At 65.7% G+C, this 21467-nt stretch carries 22 protein-coding genes; 12 read left to right on the top strand and 10 right to left on the bottom strand.

Annotation, left to right across the window (positions count from 1 at the left end):
• Positions 1–9 precede the first annotated feature (9 nt).
• Positions 10–1125 carry an FUSC family protein gene (locus ACP4XC_RS02190; protein WP_427173256.1) on the top strand — a complete coding sequence of 372 codons (1116 nt, stop codon included), beginning with the start codon at positions 10–12 and terminating at the stop codon, positions 1123–1125.
• A gap of 15 nt (positions 1126–1140) precedes the next feature.
• Here ACP4XC_RS02190 and ACP4XC_RS02185 read toward each other — a convergent pair whose 3' ends face one another.
• Together ACP4XC_RS02185 and ACP4XC_RS02180 are read right to left on the bottom strand one after the other, a co-directional pair.
• Positions 1141–1914 (bottom strand): SDR family NAD(P)-dependent oxidoreductase, encoded by a 774-nt coding sequence (locus ACP4XC_RS02185; protein WP_427173255.1) that lies wholly within the window; start codon positions 1912–1914, stop codon positions 1141–1143.
• A 19-nt stretch (positions 1915–1933) separates the two neighbouring features.
• Positions 1934–2623 (bottom strand): hypothetical protein, encoded by a 690-nt coding sequence (locus ACP4XC_RS02180; RefSeq protein ID WP_427173254.1) that lies wholly within the window; start codon positions 2621–2623, stop codon positions 1934–1936.
• A 123-nt stretch (positions 2624–2746) separates the two neighbouring features.
• On the opposite strand from ACP4XC_RS02180, the gene ACP4XC_RS02175 reads away from it, so the two are divergent.
• Complete coding sequence (locus ACP4XC_RS02175; RefSeq protein WP_427173253.1) at positions 2747–3484, top strand: GAF and ANTAR domain-containing protein; 738 nt, start codon at positions 2747–2749, stop codon at positions 3482–3484.
• Between the two features lie 67 nt (positions 3485–3551).
• On the opposite strand, the gene ACP4XC_RS02170 is transcribed toward ACP4XC_RS02175, so the two are convergent.
• From ACP4XC_RS02170 to ACP4XC_RS02145, 6 genes are all read right to left on the bottom strand, one after another.
• Positions 3552–3905 carry a GNAT family N-acetyltransferase gene (locus ACP4XC_RS02170; protein ID WP_427173252.1) on the bottom strand — a complete coding sequence of 118 codons (354 nt, stop codon included), beginning with the start codon at positions 3903–3905 and terminating at the stop codon, positions 3552–3554.
• Positions 3902–5263 (bottom strand): acyltransferase family protein, encoded by a 1362-nt coding sequence (locus ACP4XC_RS02165; RefSeq protein ID WP_427173251.1) that lies wholly within the window; start codon positions 5261–5263, stop codon positions 3902–3904. The genes ACP4XC_RS02170 and ACP4XC_RS02165 overlap by 4 nt, the downstream gene beginning before the upstream one ends.
• Positions 5264–5555: 292 nt before the next feature.
• The gene (locus ACP4XC_RS02160) at positions 5556–6431 is read right to left on the bottom strand and encodes a class II fructose-bisphosphate aldolase (protein WP_427173250.1); all 876 of its coding nucleotides are present in this window, start codon (positions 6429–6431) and stop codon (positions 5556–5558) included.
• Entirely contained in the window at positions 6431–7897 is a 1467-nt protein-coding gene (locus ACP4XC_RS02155; protein ID WP_427173249.1) for a GntP family transporter, read from the bottom strand. The genes ACP4XC_RS02160 and ACP4XC_RS02155 overlap by 1 nt, the downstream gene beginning before the upstream one ends.
• A gap of 132 nt (positions 7898–8029) precedes the next feature.
• The gene (locus ACP4XC_RS02150; protein ID WP_427173248.1) at positions 8030–8929 is read right to left on the bottom strand and encodes an NAD(P)-dependent oxidoreductase; all 900 of its coding nucleotides are present in this window, start codon (positions 8927–8929) and stop codon (positions 8030–8032) included.
• 32 nt (positions 8930–8961) lie between these two features.
• Entirely contained in the window at positions 8962–10467 is a 1506-nt protein-coding gene (locus ACP4XC_RS02145; RefSeq protein WP_427173247.1) for a four-carbon acid sugar kinase family protein, read from the bottom strand.
• Positions 10468–10618: 151 nt separating this feature from the next.
• Here ACP4XC_RS02145 and ACP4XC_RS02140 point away from each other — a divergent pair, with 151 nt between their 5' ends.
• Positions 10619–11329: a FadR/GntR family transcriptional regulator gene (locus ACP4XC_RS02140; RefSeq protein ID WP_427173246.1), complete on the top strand. Its 711-nt coding sequence runs from the start codon at positions 10619–10621 to the stop codon at positions 11327–11329.
• 58 nt (positions 11330–11387) lie between these two features.
• Here ACP4XC_RS02140 and ACP4XC_RS02135 read toward each other — a convergent pair whose 3' ends face one another.
• A complete protein-coding gene (locus tag ACP4XC_RS02135) occupies positions 11388–11645 on the bottom strand; it encodes a metal-sensitive transcriptional regulator (RefSeq protein WP_354245727.1) in 258 nt (85 codons plus the stop codon).
• Positions 11646–11815: 170 nt separating this feature from the next.
• On the opposite strand from ACP4XC_RS02135, the gene ACP4XC_RS02130 reads away from it, so the two are divergent.
• Both ACP4XC_RS02130 and ACP4XC_RS02125 read left to right on the top strand, forming a co-directional pair.
• Positions 11816–12721 (top strand): SGNH/GDSL hydrolase family protein, encoded by a 906-nt coding sequence (locus ACP4XC_RS02130; RefSeq protein ID WP_427173245.1) that lies wholly within the window; start codon positions 11816–11818, stop codon positions 12719–12721.
• 93 nt (positions 12722–12814) lie between these two features.
• The gene (locus ACP4XC_RS02125) at positions 12815–13024 is read left to right on the top strand and encodes a dodecin (protein ID WP_011690139.1); all 210 of its coding nucleotides are present in this window, start codon (positions 12815–12817) and stop codon (positions 13022–13024) included.
• A gap of 64 nt (positions 13025–13088) precedes the next feature.
• Here ACP4XC_RS02125 and ACP4XC_RS02120 read toward each other — a convergent pair whose 3' ends face one another.
• Positions 13089–14018, bottom strand: coding sequence for a helix-turn-helix transcriptional regulator (locus tag ACP4XC_RS02120; RefSeq protein WP_427173244.1), 930 nt, complete (start codon positions 14016–14018; stop codon positions 13089–13091).
• Between the two features lie 205 nt (positions 14019–14223).
• On the opposite strand from ACP4XC_RS02120, the gene ACP4XC_RS02115 reads away from it, so the two are divergent.
• From ACP4XC_RS02115 to ACP4XC_RS02085, 7 genes are all read left to right on the top strand, one after another.
• Positions 14224–15069: an aldo/keto reductase gene (locus ACP4XC_RS02115; protein WP_427174984.1), complete on the top strand. Its 846-nt coding sequence runs from the start codon at positions 14224–14226 to the stop codon at positions 15067–15069.
• Positions 15070–15093: 24 nt separating this feature from the next.
• The gene (locus ACP4XC_RS02110) at positions 15094–16065 is read left to right on the top strand and encodes an aldo/keto reductase (RefSeq protein WP_427173243.1); all 972 of its coding nucleotides are present in this window, start codon (positions 15094–15096) and stop codon (positions 16063–16065) included.
• On the top strand, positions 16059–17084 hold the full coding sequence (locus tag ACP4XC_RS02105) for an NAD-dependent epimerase/dehydratase family protein (protein ID WP_427174983.1): 1026 nt from the start codon (positions 16059–16061) through the stop codon (positions 17082–17084). The genes ACP4XC_RS02110 and ACP4XC_RS02105 overlap by 7 nt, the downstream gene beginning before the upstream one ends.
• 40 nt (positions 17085–17124) lie before the next feature.
• Positions 17125–17955 (top strand): aldo/keto reductase, encoded by an 831-nt coding sequence (locus ACP4XC_RS02100; protein WP_427173242.1) that lies wholly within the window; start codon positions 17125–17127, stop codon positions 17953–17955.
• A gap of 134 nt (positions 17956–18089) precedes the next feature.
• Positions 18090–18353, top strand: a complete 264-nt coding sequence (locus ACP4XC_RS02095; RefSeq protein ID WP_427173241.1) for a GlsB/YeaQ/YmgE family stress response membrane protein — start codon at positions 18090–18092, stop codon at positions 18351–18353.
• 143 nt (positions 18354–18496) lie between these two features.
• Complete coding sequence (locus tag ACP4XC_RS02090) at positions 18497–18985, top strand: hypothetical protein (RefSeq protein ID WP_427173240.1); 489 nt, start codon at positions 18497–18499, stop codon at positions 18983–18985.
• Positions 18986–19296: 311 nt separating this feature from the next.
• Positions 19297–21447 (top strand): glycogen debranching N-terminal domain-containing protein, encoded by a 2151-nt coding sequence (locus ACP4XC_RS02085; protein WP_427173239.1) that lies wholly within the window; start codon positions 19297–19299, stop codon positions 21445–21447.
• The last annotated feature ends 20 nt before the right edge of the window (positions 21448–21467 follow it).

Below are 21467 nucleotides of genomic sequence, written 5' to 3'. Positions count from 1 at the left end.
GTCCTAGGGATGCAGTACGTCAAGCGGCATGTCCGCACCCTGCACAGGGTGGCTCCTGTAACCAACGACCACCTCGCGGCCCTCCGGGTGGCCATCAGTGTGGCCGCACCATCCCTCCTGCTTCTGGCCGCGGGGCGCACGGACCTCATCATCTATGCTGTGTTCGGCGCCCTGACGGGCATGTACGGCAGGTCCGAGCCGCATCAATTGCGGCTGAGGCACCAAGGCCAGGCGGCCCTGGTGCTCCTCTCCGGCATAGGTGTGGGCGTCACCCTGTCGGTGAACCACATTCACTCCTGGTGGCTGGTGGCCATAGAGTCCCTGCTTGCCGGGTTGGGCTCGCTATACTCCGACCGGGTGAACCTCAAGCCGAACGGTCCGTTCTTCGGAATCCTTGCCTTGGGGGCCTGCGCCTCGGTGCCCACTGCTGTTCCCTGGCACATCGCCCTGCTCATCGGCGCGGTGTCTTCCGCTTTCTCCATACTGATCGGCTTCGGCGGCTGGGTCCGCAGCAGGGCCTGGAACCGGGGCGCCGCGCGGGATGCGAAGCCGCTCAGGGGACCCCGGCGCCAGAGGGCCGTGGTCCATGGCGCACGGTATGTGCTTGCCGTGGCTGCGGCGGGCACCATCGGCGTCCTTAGTGGAAGCGGACACCCGCACTGGGCCATGGCCGCCGCCGCGGTCCCCCTTGCCGGTGCGGATACGCCCAGCGGCATCTATCGCGGCATCCACCGCGTCGTTGGCACATGCCTGGGACTGGTGATTGTCGCGGTGGTCCTCTTTCCCTGGCCCGGCTCCCCCCTGACGCTGTTCCCCGGCCGCGAAGCCGCCGTCCTGGCGGTCCTGGTGATAATTTTCCAGTTCGCCACCGAGCTCTTCATGACCCGGCACTACGGCCTGGCCATGGTGGCCTTTACTCCGGTGATCCTCCTGATGACCCAGCTCGCCGCCCCGGCAGACCCCGCCGTCCTGGTTATCGAGCGGGCGGTGGAAACCGTAGTGGGATCATCGATCGGCGTCCTGGTCATACTCCTGGTCCGCGGCCGGCGTCGGCCAGTGCCGCGTCCGGCACCACGGAATTCGCCGCCGCAGGGCCCGACGCCGGAGCTTCCGGCCCAGCGCTAAGGAGCGTGCCGACGCCTACTTCGGGCGGCGCGGCGGCCCCGCCACGAGCCTGTCCGGGAGGACCCTGGCCGCGGCGGTCAGGATCTTGTAGCGCTTGGACGGGATGGACACCGCCCTGCCACGTTCGTTATCTGCCAGGCCGTCCCGGACAACCCGCTCAGGGGTCAGCCACATCCAGCGGGGGGCGAGGGTTTTGTCCATGCCCATGCGGTCATGGAACTCGGTGTGGGTGAAACCCGGGCACACTGCCGTCACCTTCACGCCCCGGTCAGCGTATGCGATGTTGGCCCAGCGGCTGAAGCTGAGCAGCCAGGCTTTCGCCGCGGAGTAGCTTTCACGCGGCAGGAACGCCGCCACACTGGAAACGTTGATAATCCGTCCGGACCGCCGCTGCAGCATTCCCCTGAGCGCGGCGTGGGAGAGCTCCATGGCCGTCTCCACATGCAGCTTGAGGTGCCGCTTCTCCTCGGCGATGTCGTTGTCCGCGAAGGACCGCAGCAGCCCGATCCCTGCGTTGTTCACCAGGATTTCCACCGGGCGCGCGGCGTCGGTAAGGCGTTCGACGACGGCGGCCACGCCGGCGTCGTCGGTCAGGTCCGCGGGCAGCACCTCGGCGGCAACGCTGTAATTGTTTTCCAGCTGGTGGGCCATCTCCTGAAGCCTCGACCGGTCCCGTGCCACCAAGACAACGTCATGGCCCTGTTCGGCAAGCTGACGGGCGAACTCGGCACCTAGACCCGCCGTGGCGCCGGTGATCAGGGCTGTGGTTTTCGGGGCAACTGACGTCATGGCCACAGCTTAGTCCTGTTCAGCCGGCCGCGAGCTCCTCCTGCGCGGGCCCGTCCTGCTCGCCTTCGGGCCCGGCCAGGTGCCGCTTGTGCAGTTCCTCCGAGGCCAGCTCATACCAGGTGTGGGCCCCGAAGGACGGGCTGCGGGTATCCAAGTGACGGTACAACGCATCGACCAGCTGACCCAGTGCCTCATCCGAGAGGGCCAGGACTGTGGATGCGGGGTCCAGGTTCCCTTCCAGATATTCAAGCAATTCCAGCCCGTTGATGGTGCGCTGCTCTTCCGTGCCACGTACGCCGTCGAGGTCCAGGCCGAGGCTGGAGTCCCCGTCCAGCAGCGAGCGGATCTCGCCATCCAGACCGGGCTGAGTGCCGGCGGTCAAGCCTGCGTGGTCGAGGCAGATCGGCACCTCGGCCGGTTCGGCGAGGGTCAGCGGGAATACTTCGGCGTTATTGACGGGGAGCTCGTTTAGGGTCGCCTTTTCGCCCGGTCCGGCGAGGTGTCGCAGGTACATCAGGACTTCCGGGTCCAGGTGGGACGTCTGTCGGAGGTCAATGGTGAGCGCCTGACCGGGCGCGAGCCGCCGGCTGCGGCGCATGATGTGGAGCAACACCGGATAATTCGCCTGCGTCAGGCAGCCGGTGGCTTCGAGCGTGACGTGTCCGGGATCGATTTCCACACGGACCAGCACACGGAGCTTATGGTTCAAGGTCTCTCCCAATGAGAATTCCGTGAGCCAGCTTCATAACTCACCTAAACCATACGAAATTGTTGTGTAGGCCACAAGCTTGCCGCAAGGGCCTTTCCAGCCCAGCCCAACTAGAATTGATAGATGGATGAAATTGCGTTGGGTTCTTCCGTGACTGAACAGTTGCAGGATCTGGTCATCGGGACACCGGACGTCAACAGCTTCCTCGCGGAGTTCTGCGAGTTGGCCGCCGCTGCCCTCTCCGAGTCCATGGGGCAGGACATCTGCTGCGCCGTGACGTTGAGCCGGCGCCACCGCAACACCACGGCGGCCTGGAGCAACAACCAGGCACGTTTGCTGGACGAGATCCAGCACGAGTATGGCGATGGCCCCTGCCTGCATGCCATGACCACGGGGACAACTGTCCTGGTCAGGGACACCCGCCGTGATCCGCGCTGGCCTGAGTACGGACTCGCCGTGGCACGCCGCGGGCAGTTCACGGTCCTGGGTGTGCCGCTGACCCTCGACACCGGATCCCGGGCCGCGCTGAACATCTTTGCGCCCACGGCCGATGCCTTCGACCCCTCGGGGATCCAGAGGGCAGCGCACTTTGCCTTGCAGGCGGAAAAAGCTTTGCGCCTGGCTGTTCGTGTGGGGGCCCGCCAGCAACTGGCGGACGATCTCCGGGCGGCCATGGAGTCCCGCACAGCGATCGACCTTGCGGCCGGCATCATTATGGGCCAGAACCGCTGCTCGCAGGAGGAAGCAATGTCCATCCTCACCAGGGCCTCCAGCGCCCGCAACTTAAAGCTGCGCGAGGTCGCTGAACAGTTGGTATCCTCGTTCGCCCCGACGCCGCCGACCACGCACTTCGACGACTAAGGGCGGCGATGACTAAGACTGGCGCCCGGCGTGCCCGGGACTCCATGCGCAGCGTTTATCCGGCGCCTTAGTTCTGCGACACCCCGGCCGGCGGCTGCTCCGGCCAGTCGATGCATTGGTTGTAAGCATCGTGTTTGCGGAGGTAGCCGTAGATGAACGGGCAGTGCGGAATGATCCGTTTGCCCGATGCCACCACATCATCCAACGCGAAATGCGCCAGCACCTTGGCAAGGCCCTGGCCTTTGAACTCCTCCGCGGTTTCCGTGTGGATAAAATCCACGTGGCCCGGCTTGTCCATGAAGCGCGTGTGCACCGCGAGTTTGCCGCCCACGCGCAGTTCGTAGCGGTGGAGGGCATCGTTGCGGATGGTGGTGACGTCCGCCGCGAACGCGTCTTCTGTGGATACCGTGTTCTCCGTCATGGTTCGACATTGGCACTTAATGGCTTCTGTGGCAATGGGCCCTCGGCCTGCGCCCCCGCCCCGCCGCCGGATGCTGGCACGGCTGCGGACGCAGGCGCGGGCATCCGGCCGAGCAGCAGCACGGCCAGCACGAAGCAGGCCGTTCCCCCGCCAAGCAGCGCAAGCGTGAGCCCGTTGAGGGCCGCATCGGCCACCGGAATAAAAACCACGACGCCGGCGGTCACCACCGCCACGGCGGGCCGGCTGCGGGCGTGGACGGACGCCGTCGGACGTTCTTCAAGCCGCCCGAACACGGCAAGGACCGGCAGCAGGAGGACGATGACGCCCAGCAGGACAACCGGACGCGACCACCACCAAGCGGCCGTCGCTGCGGCGGGCTTGGGGAAATCGGTCAGGAGGATCAGCCCGGACATGGCCGCCAGAAGCGGCAGGTGCCAGAGGTAGACGGTCATGGCCCGCCTGCCCGCGACACCCACCACCGTTCGCACCCATTTAGCCGAAGCCGCCTTGGACAGGGCAGGCCGGGCGAGCTGCAGGGCGGCGGCCTGCGCGACGCCCAGGAGGAGCAGGCAGAAGTTGGGCGGATTCAGGTTGACCAGCATGTTGCCCCGGTAGAGCCCGAGGCCGGTGAGAAGTCCCAATAGCAGATTGCTGCCGGCAACGATGCCCACCAGCGCGGAACGGTTCGGCCGCAGAAGATGGGAGTCGGCCAGGACAAAGCCCAGCTGCTGCACGGCGCACCACAGGAAAATCATATTGAGGTAGGCCAGTGCCGGGAACGCGCCCCGGAAGCAGTCCACGGCCACCACCAGCGTGGCAAGCGAAGCCAGCGTCAGCCATGGCGCCCGGTCATGGAGGGCGGCCAGCAGCGGGAGGTTCAACTGCGCGGCGAGATACGCGGCAAGGAACCACAGCGGCATGCCGGCGCCGGTGACGATGAGCTCCACCACCTGCGGTGTGACCCCCGCGAGGCGTGCGATCCACAGCCCCGTGAACATGACGGCCAGCAGCGCGGCTGCGGGCCGGATCAGGCGCAGCAGCCGGGCCTGGGCGAACTCTATGCCGCTGCCTCCCCTGGCTTTGAGCCGCCGCCAGGATTGCAGCCCGGTGATGCCGCCGGACACAAAGAAGAGCGGCATCACCATAAAGATCCAAATGATGGGCTCGAACCAGTCTTGGAGCGCAAGGGTGTTTTCGGTGGTCACGGTGCCGTCCGGATGGAGCACCGCGCTGACCATGGTGGTGTGTCCCATCACCACCAGTGCCAGGCAAAAGAAGCGGGCAAGGTCAATTGCCACATCGCGTTCCGGCGCGGGCAATTCCCGAACCGCCCCAGGTTGCTGCCCTGGCACTCCCATGGCGCTCCTCCCAGACGCGAACCGGCCTATGCCTATTTTTCATTGTCCGCCCGGGGTCCGCCGGGAGCCAGAGGATTTGGGCCGGCGCCCCGCGACCACTTTGCGGCCGCCATACCCTGCCGGGTATGCTGGCAACAGGAAAGACCCGGAGGCACTCCCCCAATTGCCTCCGGGTCTTTTCGCGTCATTGCCCAGGCCGCCACCGGCCGTGGCAGTGGCCGTGTTGGTGCAAGGACGAGGCCATGAAGTTCTTTCAGGACTTCCACAGCGGGCACGCACGCTGTGGCTTGCGTCAGCGCGTGAGCATGGCCAGGGCGCCGGTGGCAAAGCTCTTTGCGGACTTGCTCCACTCTCCCAGCAGGCCTTGAAGGTTCTCGCCGTCGGACCGGTGCGTGGACGTGTTCTTTTCAAGCGTGGCGAGCACCCCTGTGCGGAGCTCGGTGTTGAAATTGACCTTGCCCACGTTCATGGCCGCGGCCTTGACCAGTTCCTCGGCCGGGATGCCGGAGGCACCGTGCAGCACCAGCGGGATGTGGGTGCGCACTGCGATGTCCTGCAGCACATCCCAGCGCAGCTGGGGCTCGCCCTTGTATTTGCCGTGGACATTACCCACGGCCACAGCCAGCAGCTGCGCACCGGTGCGGGAGAGGAAGTCCTCCACCTGGGCGGAGTCGGTGAGTCCCATACCGGTCTCCGCCGCCGTGCTGCCCCCGGGGTCGGATCCGAAGGCACGGTCCTCATCGCCGGCGAGGCCGCCGAGTTCGGCTTCGATCACGACGCCGGTGCTGCCCTGTGCGTCCAACACCGCGCGGGCTTCGCGGACCAGTGCGATGTTCTCCTCAAGGGGCAAGGAGGAACCGTCGGCGAGGACGGAGTCCGCCCCCGCGGTGACGGCGTCGGCGATCACCCGAAGATCGGATGCGTGATCGAGCTGCACGGCCACGGGGACACTCGCCGCGTCCGCGAGGCCGCGCAGGGCAGTAATCAGCCGCAGCCCATTGGGCGTGCCGGCGGTCCTGGGAGCCACCAGCAGGATGACGCCGTGTCCTGCTTCTTCCGCCGCTTCCACCACCGCAAGCGCCGTGGTGAAGTCGTAGCAGGTGAAGGCCGGGACTGCGGAACCCTGCTGGAGGGCTGAAACCACCAGGTGGTCGAGTCGGGTGCGCATCAGGCCGCCAGGCCCCCCACCAGGATCCAGGCCCCGAATGTGAGTGCGAACCCGGCCACGCCCAGGACGGTGGTAAGCACGGTCCAGGTCCTGAGGCCGTCGGCCACGGTGAGGCCGTAGTACCGCACCACCACCCAGAAGCCGGCATCGGTCACGTGGGAGAGCCCCAGCGAGCCGAAGCCGACGGCGATGACAATCACGGCAATCTGGGCCGGGCTGTACCCGCCGTGGGCCACTGCGGCCGAGAGCAGGCCCGTGGTGGTCACGATGGCCACGGTGGCTGAACCCTGGGCTGCGCGGAGGGCCAGGGAAATGATAAAGCCGAGCAGGAGCACGGGCACGCCAAGCTTGTCGAGCGTTTCGGAGAGCGCCTGGCCGATGCCGGACACCTGAAGCACGCCGCCGAAGACGCCGCCGGCGGCGACCACCATAAGAATGGACGCGATGGGCGGCAGCGCGCCCTCGAAGATTTCACCGGTTTCCTTCAGGGACCACTGCCGGCGGACGGCGAGCAGGAAGAAGGAGAGCGCCACTGCCACGAGGAGGGCGAAGAAGGGGTTGCCGAAGAAGGCGGCCACACCGTACCAGTAGTCCTTTTTGTCGATGATCAGCGTGCCCACGGTGCCGAGCAGGATCTGCGCAATCGGGGCGGCGATAAGGAAGATGATCAGGCCGGGACGGGGCGGGGCGATCGCCTTGCTGCCCGGGCCCTCGTGGCCAACACGGACCAGGGACTCTGAGCCGAACTCGTCCACCTGGTTCTTGACGGCAGGCAGGAGTTCGTAGTCCTTGCGGTTCATGATGCTGGCCACCCAGTAGGCCAGGAAGCCGAGGGGAACGCAGATGGCGAGGGAGATCAGGGCGATGAGTCCGATGTCGGCGCCGAGGACACCGGCGCCGGCCACGATTCCTGGGTGCGGTGGAACGGCCACGTGGATCGAGAGCATAATGCCTGCCATGGGCAGGCCGAACTTGACCGGGTGCACCTTGGCGATCTTGGCGAAGGCGTAAACGATCGGGACCAGCACGATGATGCCGACCTCGAAGAAGACCGGAATGGCGACGAGGAAGCCGACGGCGGTGAGGGCCACGGCGACGCGCTTGGCGCCAAGCTTCCGGGTGAAGTGGTCGGCAAGGGACTGCACGCCGCCGGATACTTCGATCATGCGGCCCAGGACGGCGCCCAAGGCGATCAGGATCGCCACCTTGCCCATAGTTCCGCCAACCCCGTTCGAGACCACCGTGAAGACGTCCTTGAGCGGAATCTGGGCGGCGACAGCAACGAGGATGCTGACGGTCAGCAGGGCCACGAAGGCCTGGATCTTGAAGCGGATGATCATCAGCAGCAGCAGCGCCACGCCGGCTGCGGCGATGGTCAGCAGCAGCGGAGTACCCAGCTCCACGGCCGGCTTGATGACGGGCGCGTCAGCGGCGCGCACCATCAAGGAATTGATCAGGGGGGTCATGGCTGGGGTCTCCTTTGACTGGCCGGGATCATCCGGGCAGGCGGTGGTACGGCGACGGCGGAAAGGGGGGATCCGCCGTCGCCGGGCTTCTGCGGAAATGTACTTCGGTGGAAACTGAAGGGAGCGTGCGGGTTACGCCGTGCGCCTGGTGGGGGCCACAACCTTGATGACTGCGGAGTCGTCGGCGGCGGCAAGGCCCTGGGCCTGGCCCAGCAGGTAGAGCTGCTCGGCGGCGGCGGCAACGGGAGCTGCCAGACCGGCCGCCCGGGTTGCCTTGCCCACGATGCCCATGTCCTTGACGAAGATATCCAGGCGGCTGAGGACCTCCGCGCCGTCCTCCGTGTAGGCCTCAAGGATGCGCGGTCCGCGGTTGGAGAGCATAAACGAACCGGCCGCACCGGCTTCGAGGGCAGCCAGGGTCTTGGCCTGGTCCAGTCCGAGGGCATCGGCGAGGGCCATGGCCTCGGCGGCCGCGGCGATGTGGACGCCGCAGAGCAGCTGGTTGACGGTCTTGAGGGCCTGTCCGTCACCGGGTTTGTCGCCCACAACAGTGAGCGTGGAGGCCAGCAGCTCCAGGACGGGCCGCGCGGTTTCCAGCGCAACCGGCTCGGCGCCGACAACGATCAGCAGGTCACCTTCGCCGGCACGCTTGGGGCCGCCGGAGAGCGGGGCATCAACCAGCGCGACGCCGTTCTCGGCCAGGCGGGCAACGGTGGCCGGGATGGCCTCGGTGCCCACGGTGCTGGTGAGGATCACGACCGCGCCCGGTTTCAGCGCGGAGGCCACGCCGTTCTCGCCGAAGAGGACGTCGTTGAGCTGTTCGCCGTTGCGGACGGCCAGCAGCAGGGCGTCCGTTTCATCGGCGGCCTCGCGGGCGGAGGCGAAGGTGCGGATCCCGGCGTCCTCGGCGAGACGGAGGCGGGGCTCCGCGATGTCGAAGCCGTGGACGGTCAGCTGGGTGGCGAGGCGGGTTGCCATCGGCAGGCCCATGGCGCCAAGGCCCAGGACGGTGACTTTGTAGTTTGCAGTCATGGTTTTCTCCATTGAATACGTGTGGTGGAGGGCTAGAAGGTGTTGCTGAGCTTGCGGGTGACCTGGGCGAGGGACTGGTCGTCGCCCACGTTTCCGGCGAAGACGATGTACGGGATGCCCTTGGCGGGTCCGTCCACCGGCTCCCACAGGCTGACGATGCCCGGCAGCATGGGCCCCCGGACAATCGCGTGCCGGATCTCCAGTCCGTGGGCGGCGACGTCCGAGGACGTGATGCCGCCCTTGGCGATCACGAAGCGGGGCGGGAAGGTCTTGAGGGTGCGGTTCACCACTGCGACGACGGCGGCGGAGACGGTGCGGGCAATCCGGAGGCTTTCGGCGGCATCGTCGGTCTTGATGAGCAGGCGGCTGGTGTGGACGATCACGTCACCGTTGCGGAGGGCCTCCACCACGGCGTCCACCGTTTGGCCCAGGTACCTGTCCACGGCTCCTGTTTCGGATTCGGCGGCAAGAAGCTTCTCGGCGTCGATCTCCACGATGCGTGCGGCGCTGTGCTGTTCGGTGAGCGCCTTGAGCTGGCGGGTGGTGACGCCGACGTGCGAGCCGACCACAATCAGTCCTCCCGTTTCCGCGGGGGTGTTGCCGCCGTAGGCCTCTTCGCCGCTGAGTTCCTCGCGGATTTCCTGTCCGATGCGGGCGCGGACGAACGGCGGCCCCACGCGGTAGAGGAGCTTCTTGCCGCGGCGTTCGGCCTCCTCCAGGCCCAGGGCCAAGGCGCGGAGATCGTTTTCGGAGACGATGTCGGCCACGATCGGAGTGGAATCCGTGGCCGGATCGATGGCGTCGGCGATGGCCTTGGCGGACACCTGCGGGTCACCGTTTTCTCCGGCCGCCCGGATGATGTCCAGGTTCAGGACGATCACTGAGCCGGCGGGAAAGCGGCCGCGGGACTTCTCTTCGACGTACTTGGCCATCTCCGAGTTGGCGAAGCCGAAGCTGGCGTCCTTGGCGAACTCGGTCTCCGCCACCGGGGTGAGCTGGCCGGCCGCCTCCCCTGTGCCGCGCGTGTAGTGGACGCCGCCAATAGTCACGCGGCCGGCGTCCGGGAAAGCGGGAACAATCACGACGCCGTCGGTTGCCTCGCCGCTCACGGCGGCCACGGTGGCGGCGATAACGTCCGGCTCCAGCGGGTAGTGCCCCCGGAGGGTGGAGTCGCTCCGGCTGACGAAGCTCAGGCGCACGCTCGAGCCGGCACCTTCCGGCCCGTTGGCGGCAGCCAGGGCATTGCGGACGATCTCCTCGTTGCGGGCCGCGGCCTCGGCAGGGTCCAGGCTTCGCGTGTTGGTCAGGACGTAGACGGCAGCTTTGCCCTGGGCAAAGGCCCACGTGAAATCAGCGATGTCCCAACGGGTGAGCACCGGCAGGTCGGCCACGGACTGCGTCCCGGTGGGATCGTCGTCGAGCACCACCAGCACGCGGGGCGCATCCGCGGAGGATGCGGCTACGGCCTGGGCAACCAGTTGAGCGGGGATGTGGACTTCTGCCGGAAAGGCGGCCAACACGTCTGCTTCAAGGGGCACGTTGCACTCCATTGTGTGTGAGTAATCGAAAATCAGGGCTAGTTGTAAGATGTCTGACATCTAATATTTGAATGTCAGTGTGGCACATGGCACAGAGACGCGCAAGTAGACTTGTCTGACATATCGTCACTCACCGCTGAACGGGGGAAAATTGGCACGAAAATCACTGGTCGGCGTGGTGGCTGATGAGCTCCTGGACCGCATCATTGCCGGCGAATTCCCGCCCGGCGCCAGCGTGCCGGGAGAGCTGGAGCTAAGCGCCAAGCACGAAGTCAGCAGGATGACCGTGCGCGAGGCCATGAAGACGCTCGAAGCGCAGCGGATCCTCAGCGTGGAGCGCGGGCGGGGCACCTTTGTGAACCCGCTGAACCGCTGGGCCTCCCTGGAGGCAGTGCTCCGGGCCGCCTCTGAAGGCAAAAACGACTCCTCGGCGGCGATTCAACTGATTGAGCTGCGGCGGATGCTGGAAACCGGCGCCTGCGAGCTGGCGGCCGAACGCATCAGCGACGGGGATCTGCGGTCGCTTCATGCCCAGGTTGAGGCCATGCGCAAGGCGCACGGCGTCAACAATGTTGCGGCTTTTGTGGAGGCGGACCTGGCCTTCCACGATCTGATCCTGCGCGCCTCCGAGAACGTCTTCGTTGCCGTGCTTTTCGAGCCACTGCACCGGGTGCTGGAGAAGCGGCGCACCCAGACATCCCAGTTCCGGGACATTCAGGAACACGCGATCGGCCACCATCAGGCGATCGCCGAGGCGCTCGAATCACGCGATCCGCTGCGGGCCCGCGATGCCATGAATGCCCACATGCAACAGACCCTGGATGACCTCAAGACCTACGTTCTGGAAGCACAGACAGCCTGACGCATGCTTGCGTCAGGCTGTCTGGTTGGCCGGATCGGCGAAGTGGCCGGCCGCCCGGTTAAGCGAGGGAGAGGAAGAGTTTCTCCAGTTCGGCCCGGTCAAGGCTGGGGTCCTCCTGCTGCATGCACTGCTGCAGTCCGGTGGCAATAATGGAGAATCCGGCTTTATCCAAGGCGCTGGAAACGGCGGCCAGCTGGGTGACCACGCTCTTGCAGTCGCGCCCCTCTTCAATCATCCGGGTCACGGCCGCGAGCTGGCCCTGGGCGCGGCGCAGGCGGTTAATGACCGACTTCATGTCGGCGGGATCGAGTTCCATTGGTTCCTCCGTGGATTTTCGGGACTAATCCCATGATATACCCCCCTTGGTATTTATGATACCCATGGGGGTATGGTCGCGGTGCGGTTATCGTCACAGTGCGCCTCGAGCCCCACGGATACCGACCTTCGACTCTGGTGCGGCCCTGGCGCCGGGTTCACCATGGACAAATGAACGAGTCCAGCTCCCCCGGATTCAGCTTCCCCGGTCCGGTGCGACGACCGCCCGGCGCGGGCACTCCCAGCCCCCACCCCTGGAACCGCTTCGTGGCCCTGGGGGATTCGTTCACGGAAGGCGTTGGGGATCCGGAACCCCGGAGCCCCGGAGGAGTCCGGGGCTGGGCGGACCGTGTGGCCGAGGAACTCAGCGCCGACCACGCCGACTTCGCCTACGCCAACCTGGCAGTGCGCGGCCGCCTGATGCAACAGATCATCGACCAGCAGCTGGGGCCGGCACTGGACCTGAAACCCGATCTCGTCACCGTGTCCGCCGGCGGGAACGACATGGTGTTCCACGGAAGCGACCCCGACAAACTGGCCGAAAAACTCGACCCCGCCATCGGTCTACTCAGCGCCAGCGGCGCCACCGTGGTTCTTTTCACCGGGCCGGACTGGGGCAACACGCCGGTCTTTGGCCGTATCCGGGGCAAGACGGCCATCTTCAACGAAAACCTCCGGACCATCGCGTCCCGCCATGAGGGCGTGGTGGCTGATCTCTGGACGCTGCGGCAGCTGACCGACCCGCAGATGTGGGACCCGGACCGCCTGCATTTCTCTCCTTTGGGGCACCACACCATTGCCGCCATGGTGCTCGACGCCTTGAACGTCCAGCACACCCTGAGCCCCCTCGACCCGAAGCCGCTGCCCACAGCCAGCTGGCGGCAGGCCCGGAGCGGCGACCTTGTGTGGGCCAAAGACTACCTGGTGCCATGGGTGCTGCGCCGGATCCGGCAGCGCCACCCAAGCCTTGGCCTAACAGCGAAACGGCCAGAGCCTGGCCCTGTCTTTGGCCCCGGAATGCCGCGCGGCCCCCGTCCGTTGGACCCTTTGGAGCTGCCCTCCGCGGAATCCGCATAGGGGCCTGAAGCCCTAGTCGTCCAAGCCTCCGTCCGTTACTCTGCAGAGACGGCCCGCAGTTCCGGGTATCACTGGAGATCACGAGGAGCGAAGTTGTCTAACCACACCTACAGCATTTCTGAAATTGTCGGGACTTCCAATGAAGGCGTGGACGCAGCGGTCCGCAACGGCATTGCCGAGGCAGCCAAGACCCTCCGCAACCTCGACTGGTTCGAGGTCAAGGAAATCCGTGGCCATCTTGAAAACGGGCAGGTGGCCGACTGGCAGGTGACCATCAAGCTCGGGTTCCGTCTGGAGCGCTGACCCGGGGAAAGCGCTGACGCGGGGAAACAATCAGCCCCGGCGCCGCCATGGGGTTCCAGCGGGATCAGGCAGCGCTGCTGGCGTCGCTGGAATCCTCTGCTTGCGTGACCCGCGGGCCCTCCGCCGGGTCCGCCGGACCGGCGGACCCGGCGGCCGCCACGCCGGCGCCGAAACTGCCGAGCAACGCCAGCGAATCGGCCGACGGCGTGCCGGGCCTTGCGGAGAACACCCTTAGCATCTGATCGGGATCGTCCGGCAGCACAAGGTTTTCAAAGTTCAGTTCCAGATCTCCGACGACGCCGTGGTGCAGCCGCACGCTGCCGGCGGCCCGGGTGGCCACCCGGTGCCCCGCCCACCACTGGCGGAAATGCTCGCTATGGACTGCTAGTTCGCCCACCAACTGGTTGGCCTGGGCATCATTCGGATGCCGTCCGATGTCCACACGAAGGGCGCCGACCGCCTCGGACGCCACCGTCTTCCAGTCACGAAAGAGTTCGCGGGCCTGCGGATCGAGCATCAGCCAGCGGGTGAGGTTCCGCTCCCCCGCCGGCAGGGCGTTGAAGTCGGCAAACAGAAGAAATGCCAGGCGGTTCCCGGCCAGGACGTCGCTCCGGCGGCCGAGAACGAGCGCCGGGATGTCCCCCACGGCGTCGAGCAGCTGACGCAGCCCGGGCCGCACTCCCTGGGCGGGAATCGGCGAGCGCTGGGACTCCGCACAATTTTCCAGCAGGTTCACCATGTGCGCGTGTTCGCTGGAGTCGAGGCGGAGGGCCCGCGCCACCGAGTCGAGCACCGCACGCGAGGGATGGATGTTCCGCCCCTGCTCAAGTCGCGTGTAGTAGTCGGTGCTGACATCCGCCAGCCGGGCGATCTCCTCGCGGCGAAGGCCCGGAACGCGGCGCGAACCGGAAGTGCCCGCGATGCCCGCGTCCTCCGGCTGCAGGCGTGACCGCATTGCTTTCAGGAATTTTCCAAACTCGGCGCTCTGACCCATGCCTTCCATTGTGCACGGCTGCTGGGGTGCTTTCCACAACGAAGGTAGGACTGCCAGACCTAGGAAAAGCAGGAACAGGCACCCCTACTGACATGGCGCCACAAACTGCATAGGCTCAAGGGACAGCCCGTGCGAAAGCGGTTTCCCGCCGCGCGTTTCCCGCGGGTGGGCCATCGAACCAGACCACCAACCGGAAGAAATGATGATGTCGCAGACACACGAGACCACCATCCCCACCGTGACCCTCAACAACGGCGTCGAAATCCCGCAACTTGGATTTGGCGTGTTCCAGGTGCCCCCGGAGGAAACCCAGCGCATCGTGGAGGATGCCCTCGAGGCCGGATACCGTCACATCGACACGGCCGCCGCCTACCGGAACGAGGCCGGGGTGGGTGCGGCCATCGCGGCCTCGGGGGTTCCCCGCGAGGAAATCTTCATCACCACCAAGCTGCGCAACGGTGAGCAGGGCGCCGCCCACGAGGCATTCCAGAACAGCCGCAGGGCGTTGGGCGTGGACTACGTTGACCTCTACCTGATCCACTGGCCGGTGCCGTCCCAGGGACTCTTCACCCAGGCCTGGAAAGCAATGGAGCAGATCTACGCCAACAGCCAGGTCCGGGCGATCGGCGTCTCCAACTTCCTCGAAGATCACCTGGACACGCTGATTCCGGCCGCGGAGGTGGTGCCGGCTGTGAACCAGGTCGAAATCCACCCCACGTTCCAGCAGCAGGAGCTCGCTGCGAAGTGCCGCTCCCTCGGCATCGCCGTCGAGGCGTACAGCCCCCTGGGCCAGGGGGCGGACCTGAACGCATCCGCAGTCAAGTCCCTTGCCGCCAAGTACGGCGCCTCCCCGGCCCAGGTCGTGCTGGCCTGGCACCTGGCGCAGGGAACCATCGTCATCCCGAAGTCGGCCCACTCCGAGCGCATGCGGGAGAACCTCGGAGCGGTGGCCCTCAGCCTCACCCCGGCCGAAATCACCGAGATCTCGGCACTCGAGTCGGGCGCCCGGGGCGGATCCGATCCTGCCGTGGCCGCCTTCAGCCAGATGTAAATCCCGGACCCCAGGAGCCACAGCATGCAGTACACCCACCTTGGCCGTTCAGGCCTCAAAGTCTCCCGTCTCTGCCTGGGCACCATGAACTTCGGTCCGCAGACCGAGGAGGGCTCCGCGCACTCGATCATGGACTCGGCCCAGGAGTCAGGGATCAACTTCTTTGACACGGCCAACGTGTATGGCGGCGCGGAGCGCCGCGGCTGGACCGAGGAAATCATCGGGCGCTGGTTCGCCAAGGGCGGCGAGCGGCGGGAACGCACGGTGCTGGCCACGAAGCTTTATGGCACCATGACCGACCGCCCCAACGAGTCCAGGCTGTCCGCACTCAACATCCGCCGCGCCCTGGACGCAAGCCTGAAACGGCTCCAGACCGACTACATCGACGTCTACCAGTTCCACCATGTGGACCGGGACACGCCGTGGGACGAGATCTGGCAGGCCATCGAGGTTGCGGTTCAGCAAGGCAAGATCCTCTATTCGGGCAGCAGCAATTTCGGCGGCTGGCACATCGCCCAGGCACAGGAAGCCGCCGGCCGCCGCCATTACAACGGCCTGGTCAGCGAACAGTCCATCTACAACCTGCTCACCAGGAATGTGGAACTGGAGGTCATTCCGGCGGCGCAGCACTATGGTCTCGGACTGATCCCGTGGTCGCCGCTTCACGGCGGCCTGCTCGGCGGCGTGCTGAAAAAGGAGCGCGAGGGCGTCCGCCGCGCCGGGGGGCGCGCTTTGGAGACACTGAAGACGCATCAGGATCAGATCCGGCAGTACGAGGACCTGGCGGACGAGCTGGGCCACGAGCCCGGCGATCTCGCCCTGGCTTGGCTCCTGCATCAGCCGGCCGTGACCGCGCCGATCGTGGGGCCACGGACGCAGGACCAGCTCGACGCCGCCATCCGGTCCCTGGACGTGGCCCTTGACGATGACGCGCTCAAGCGTCTGGATGCCATCTTTCCGGGCCACCGGACCGCCCCGGAAGACTACGCCTGGTGAGCCCCGCCAACAAGGTCGCGGCGGGGTCGGACATCCTTTTCATCGGCGGAACCGGGGTGATCAGCGCGGCGGCGGCGGAGCGCGCCGTCGCCCTGGGCCACAATCTCACCATCCTCAACCGCGGGAAATCCGCGAACCGTTCCGCACCGGAAGGTGCGGAAGTGGTGCACGCGGACGTCCGCGACGCCGGCGCTGTCCGGGAGGCGCTGCGCGGACGGCAATTCGACGCGGTCGCGGACTTCATTACCTTCACCGCGGATCATGCCGCGGCCGCGATCAAGCAGTTCAGCGGAAGGACGGGGCAGTACGTGTTTATCAGTTCGGCCTCGGCATACCAGAAACCGCCCGCCAGGCTGCCGATCCTGGAATCCACGCCGTTGCGCAATCCATTCTGGCAGTACTCGCGGGACAAGATTGCCTGCGAAGAGCTGCTCATGCGGGCCTACCGCGACGACGGTTTTCCGGTCACTGTGGTGCGGCCATCGCACACCTATGACCACACCAAGATCGCCCTGCTGGGCGGCTGGACCGACATCCACCGGATGCGGGAGGGGCTGCCCGTAGTGGTGCACGGGGACGGGACATCGCTGTGGACCCTAACCCACAGCCGTGACTTCGCCACGGCCTTCGTGGGCCTGCTGAGCAGGCCGCAGGCAGTGGGCGAAAGCTACACCATCACCTCGGACGAGTTCCTGCCCTGGGACCAGGTGTACCGCCTTTTCGCGCGCGCAGCGGGAGTGCCGGAACCGGATCTGGTGCACGTTTCCTCGGAGACCATCGCAGCCCACGACGCCGAGCGGGGCCCGTGGCTACTTGGTGACAGGGCCCATTCGGTGGTGTTCGATAACTCCAAGATCAAGTCGCTGGTGCCGTCCTTCCGGGCAGCGGTACCCTTCGCGGAGGGTGCCCGGGAGATCGTGGGCTGGTATGACACCCATCCTGAGCTTCGGGAGGTGGATGCCGGCTTTATGGACCTCAGTGACAGACTCGTGGACTGGGTTCGGCGGCCGGCCTCATGAGGGTCTGGGCAAACGGACGCCCATAAGCAAGACTTCTGGAATGGCACTTTCACCATTGATTGAGCTCAATGACGGCCACCGGATTCCGCAGATCGGATTAGGCACCTGGCCGCTCAACGATCAGCAGGTGTCCGAGGCTGTGGTGCACGCGGTGGATGCCGGGTACCGCCATTTCGACACCGCGGTTAAATATGGCAATGAACGGGGCGTGGGTCAGGGAATCCGGGCCAGCGGCGCGGACCGCGCCGAACTCTTCATTACCACCAAGTTAGACGGCGAATTCCAGGGGCACGACCGGGCCGTGGCTGGTCTGGACGGTTCGCTGAAGCGGCTCGGAGTGGATTACGTGGACCTTCTCCTGATCCACTGGCCGCTGCCCCGGCGCGGAGAATTCATCTCCACTTGGAAAACTTTTGAGAAACTTCAGGCGGCCGGCAAGGCTCGCTCTATTGGAGTGTCAAATTTCAAGCCGGCACACCTGGAACAGCTGCTCGCGGCCTGCAATGTGCCGCCCGCCGTCAACCAGATTCAGCTCAATCCTGCGGTCACCAGGATTGTGGACCACGCTTACAACAAACGGCACGGGATTGTCACCGAATCGTACAGCCCGCTCGGCGCGGGCGGGGAGCTGCTGAACGCCCCCGTGCTGGGAAGAATCGCCCAAAAGCACCAGAGAACCCCCGGGCAAATTGTGTTGCGCTGGCACATCGAGCAGGGGCTTGTGGCTATCCCCAAGACCGGCAATCCGCAACGCATGAAAGAAAACCTGGATGTCTTCAGTTTCACCTTGGACGCCGGGGACAACGCGGCAATCGCCACGCTGGATGGGGGCGCTGATTCCGGCGTGGACTCTGATGTTCAGGGCCACTGAAACCGGGAGGGCGGGGAAGACTCGCAAGCCGCCGGACTGGCCAAATAATAATAAGCATGATTAGTATTAGGGAGAAGGATGAAGCGTGACCGGGATCCGGTCACCTCCTCAATGAAAGAAGAAGGAACGATAAAATGGGTTTTTTCGCATTTCTGATTCTGGGCCTTATCGCCGGAGCAATCGCTAAGGCAATCCTCCCCGGCCGTCAGGGCGGCGGCATTTTCATCACGCTGCTGCTCGGTGTTGTCGGCGCTATTCTCGGTGGTTGGATTGGCGGCGCGCTCTTCGGCGTGGGAATCAACGAGTTCTTCTCGCTGTCGACGTGGCTTCTTGCCATCGGCGGTGCGATCATCGTCCTGCTTATTTACGGCATGATCACCAGGCGCTCAGCCCGCTAAAGCGGAGTCTGGCCTGAAAACCGGCCCCGGGAATATTCCTGGGGCCGGTTTTCTATCTACTGCCCCGAATTTTCTATCGATCCCCTGACCGGATCAGCCGGCGGGGCCGGGTACGGAACCTTCTCACGGAGACGGAGTACATCATGAAAGCAAGACTTCTTTTTGGAACCGGATTGGCAGCAGGCTTTGTCCTTGGATCCCGTTCAGGACGTGCCGCTTACGAGAAGCTCAAGGCCAGGGCAGCGGGCATCTGGGACAGCAAGCCCGTTCAGGACAAAGTGGCTGCGGCCACCGAGGCTGTCAAGGAAAAGGCGCCCGAGGTGACCGACCAGTTGACTGAAGCTGCCCGGCGCGCGGGGACCATCCTCAGTTCCGCGATGCACCGGGACACCAGCGCAGCGACCGGCCCGGACTCGGCAGAGAAGGCGGGCCCCGGCACCGGGAGCACCCTGCCCGCCGGGGATTATGTCCCTTCCCACAGCGCGCATCCCGAGACCATCAACCTCGGCACCTCGGATGTGGCAAGCGATCCTGCCCTCAGCGATGCCACGGGCCAGGACTGGTCCGATGAGGGCGGGGCCACTCCCGCGGGAGCCGCAACGAACACCAACCCCGACAGGGCAGCCGAGTAAAACCTCCCGCGGAAGGCAGCGGCCTTCTCTGACAGGGCCCGCCGACAGGGCCGTCTTCGCGCCTGGCATGAGCATGCCAGGGCGGAGACGGCCCTGTTTTGCGCTTGCGGGGGGCATGCGCGGGCGCGTCCCTTCCCTCTCCCGACAAAGTCCTTGCCCCGAGTCACGCCGAAATCTAGACTGTGGGTGGCTAAGCAGTCAGCCATTGGATCCTCACCCCGGAGTGCATTCATGGGCTTTTCACGCTGCGCCCCGCTTCCCTACGGATTTTCCCGCACGCTTTCAACGCCGCTGATTGACAGGCTGCGGCCATGAGCGGCTGGAACATGGACACCGCGGGGACGGCCGGATCCAATGCCGTGACCACCATCGAGGGATCATCGTTCTGCATCTCGGCCGGCAACGGCGACCTGGATCCCGGACTGGCCCAAGGCGTCTTCTACCAGGACACCCGGATTCTTTCGCGCTGGAACCTGTTGGTGAACAACCACGCGGTGGAGGTGCTCTCGGCAATAACGCCGGAGCCGTACCGCGCCATCTATACCGGCCGCACCGCGCAGCCTGACGGAGCCGCGGACCGGCCGCTGCTGATAGAGCGCGACCGGCAGGTGGGCGATGGGATCCGGGAAGTGGTGACGATCCAGAACTTCTCCCTCAACCCCATCTCCTGCACCGTCAAACTGGCGGTGGAGTCGGACTTTGCGGACCTCTTCGAGGTCAAGGCGGCGCGTAAGACCCGTCACCAGCGGCCGTACCACCGCGTTGAGGGCGACGGGTTGGTCATCAGCGGCCGCCACAATAAGAGAATCCTTGGACTCGTCGTATGGGCGCCGGGCGCGGAAATCAACCGCCACGGACTCCTGTATAGGGTGACGGTGCCCGCTAAAGGGTCCTGGACCGCCACCATTGTGGTCACTCCCAGCACGGACGGAACCGAACCACAGGGGAAGTTCTCCGCGAGCGCGCCCCAGCACGAATCGGAACCCGCCCGGCGGCACCGGATCTGGGGGGCAATGTCGCCGGTGATCACCATGGACAATCCAGTCATGGAGGGGATCCTCCGGCAAAGCCAGCGCGACCTCGGCTCGCTGCGGATCTCCGATCCGGACCATCCCGACCGCAGCGTCGTCGCCGCCGGCGCCCCCTGGTTCATGGCCCTGTTTGGGCGCGATTCGATCCTGACCTCGCTTATGGCCCTCCCTGTCGACCCCGCCATTGCCTTGGGAACCCTGCAGACCCTCGCGGAGCATCAGGGTGAAAAGATCAATCCGCTCACCGAGGAAGAACCGGGCCGGATCCTCCATGAGGTGCGGCTTGGCTCGAGCGCCTCCCTTGCCCTGGGCGGGGACAAGACCTACTACGGCACGGCGGATGCCACGCCCCTATTTGTCCGGCTGCTCGGCGAAATCAGCCGCTGGGGCCTGGAGCCCGCAGCGGTGCATGCCCTGATTCCGAACGCGGACCGCGCCCTGGACTGGATCACCAACTACGGCGACCGCGACGGCGACGGGTTTGTGGAGTACCAGCGGGCCACCAAGCACGGACTCATCAACCAGGGCTGGAAGGACTCCTACGACGGGATCAATTTTGCTGACGGAACCCTGGCCGAGACGCCGATTGCCCTCTGTGAGGTTCAAGGGTATGTCTACAGCGCCTACGTTTCCCGCGCGCTGCTGGCCTTGGAGGCGGGCGACTCCGCCTTGGCCGCATCATGGGGTGACCGTGCGGCGGAGCTGAAGGAGGAGTTCAACCGGAAATTCTGGTTGCCGGAGCAGGGGTTTTTTGCCATTGCGCTGGATGGGGACAAGCGTCCCGTTGACGCGTGCGCCTCCAATATGGGGCACTGCCTGTGGTCGGGAATTGTCGACGACGACAAGGCTCCGCTGGTGGTGCGACGGCTCATGGCGCCGGACATGTTCTCGGGCTGGGGTGTCCGCACGCTGGCAACCACAATGGGCGCGTTCAACCCCGTGAGCTATCACAACGGCTCCGTCTGGCCGCACGATAACGCCCTGATCGCGGCCGGAATGATGCGGTATGGCTTCATCGAAGAGGCTCAGCAGCTGTCGATGGCCGTCCTCGACGCCGCGGCGGCATTCGGCGGCAGGCTACCGGAACTCTTCTGCGGTTTCGACCGCCAGCCGGGGAGGGCCCCGGTGCCCTACCCGACGTCGTGCTCGCCACAGGCATGGGCCTCTGCGACGCCCATTCATCTCATCCGGACCATGTTGCGGTTCGATCCCTACGTTTCAACTGGCGGCCTGTGGCTCAGCCCCGCTTTCCCGGAAGGTTTCGGCTACCTGCGCAAGGACCAGGTGCCCCTCGCCGGAACGCGGCTGACCATCGAAGTGACGGACAACACCCCCAAACTGACGGGGCTCCCGCCATCCATCGAACTGCACTTAGGTACAGAGGAACCTTTGGCGGACCTGATCCGGGTCCACGAAGAGACGAGCCGTTAAGGCGGCAGATGTAGGAGGAC

It is taken from the genome of Arthrobacter sp. 92 (genome assembly GCF_050260325.1).
In the GTDB taxonomy this organism is placed as follows: Bacteria; Actinomycetota; Actinomycetes; order Actinomycetales; family Micrococcaceae; genus Arthrobacter.
The sequence above is the reverse complement of the archived record's forward strand: the minus strand, read 5'-3'. Positions and strand labels throughout refer to the sequence as shown.

Excerpts from the sequence above, each read along its gene's own strand:
- ACP4XC_RS02190 (WP_427173256.1), top strand. The coding sequence starts at position 10 with ATGCAGTACGTCAAGCGGCATGTCCGCACCCTGCACAGGGTGGCTCCT.
- ACP4XC_RS02185 (WP_427173255.1), bottom strand. The coding sequence starts at position 1,914 with ATGACGTCAGTTGCCCCGAAAACCACAGCCCTGATCACCGGCGCCACG.
- ACP4XC_RS02175 (WP_427173253.1), top strand. The coding sequence starts at position 2,747 with ATGGATGAAATTGCGTTGGGTTCTTCCGTGACTGAACAGTTGCAGGAT.
- ACP4XC_RS02170 (WP_427173252.1), bottom strand. The coding sequence starts at position 3,905 with ATGACGGAGAACACGGTATCCACAGAAGACGCGTTCGCGGCGGACGTC.
- ACP4XC_RS02165 (WP_427173251.1), bottom strand. The coding sequence starts at position 5,263 with ATGGGAGTGCCAGGGCAGCAACCTGGGGCGGTTCGGGAATTGCCCGCG.
- ACP4XC_RS02160 (WP_427173250.1), bottom strand. The coding sequence starts at position 6,431 with ATGCGCACCCGACTCGACCACCTGGTGGTTTCAGCCCTCCAGCAGGGT.
- ACP4XC_RS02155 (WP_427173249.1), bottom strand. The coding sequence starts at position 7,897 with ATGACCCCCCTGATCAATTCCTTGATGGTGCGCGCCGCTGACGCGCCC.
- ACP4XC_RS02150 (WP_427173248.1), bottom strand. The coding sequence starts at position 8,929 with ATGACTGCAAACTACAAAGTCACCGTCCTGGGCCTTGGCGCCATGGGC.
- ACP4XC_RS02135 (WP_354245727.1), bottom strand. The coding sequence starts at position 11,645 with ATGGAACTCGATCCCGCCGACATGAAGTCGGTCATTAACCGCCTGCGC.
- ACP4XC_RS02130 (WP_427173245.1), top strand. The coding sequence starts at position 11,816 with ATGAACGAGTCCAGCTCCCCCGGATTCAGCTTCCCCGGTCCGGTGCGA.
- ACP4XC_RS02120 (WP_427173244.1), bottom strand. The coding sequence starts at position 14,018 with ATGGGTCAGAGCGCCGAGTTTGGAAAATTCCTGAAAGCAATGCGGTCA.
- ACP4XC_RS02115 (WP_427174984.1), top strand. The coding sequence starts at position 14,224 with ATGTCGCAGACACACGAGACCACCATCCCCACCGTGACCCTCAACAAC.
- ACP4XC_RS02110 (WP_427173243.1), top strand. The coding sequence starts at position 15,094 with ATGCAGTACACCCACCTTGGCCGTTCAGGCCTCAAAGTCTCCCGTCTC.
- ACP4XC_RS02100 (WP_427173242.1), top strand. The coding sequence starts at position 17,125 with ATGGCACTTTCACCATTGATTGAGCTCAATGACGGCCACCGGATTCCG.
- ACP4XC_RS02095 (WP_427173241.1), top strand. The coding sequence starts at position 18,090 with ATGGGTTTTTTCGCATTTCTGATTCTGGGCCTTATCGCCGGAGCAATC.
- ACP4XC_RS02090 (WP_427173240.1), top strand. The coding sequence starts at position 18,497 with ATGAAAGCAAGACTTCTTTTTGGAACCGGATTGGCAGCAGGCTTTGTC.
- ACP4XC_RS02085 (WP_427173239.1), top strand. The coding sequence starts at position 19,297 with ATGAGCGGCTGGAACATGGACACCGCGGGGACGGCCGGATCCAATGCC.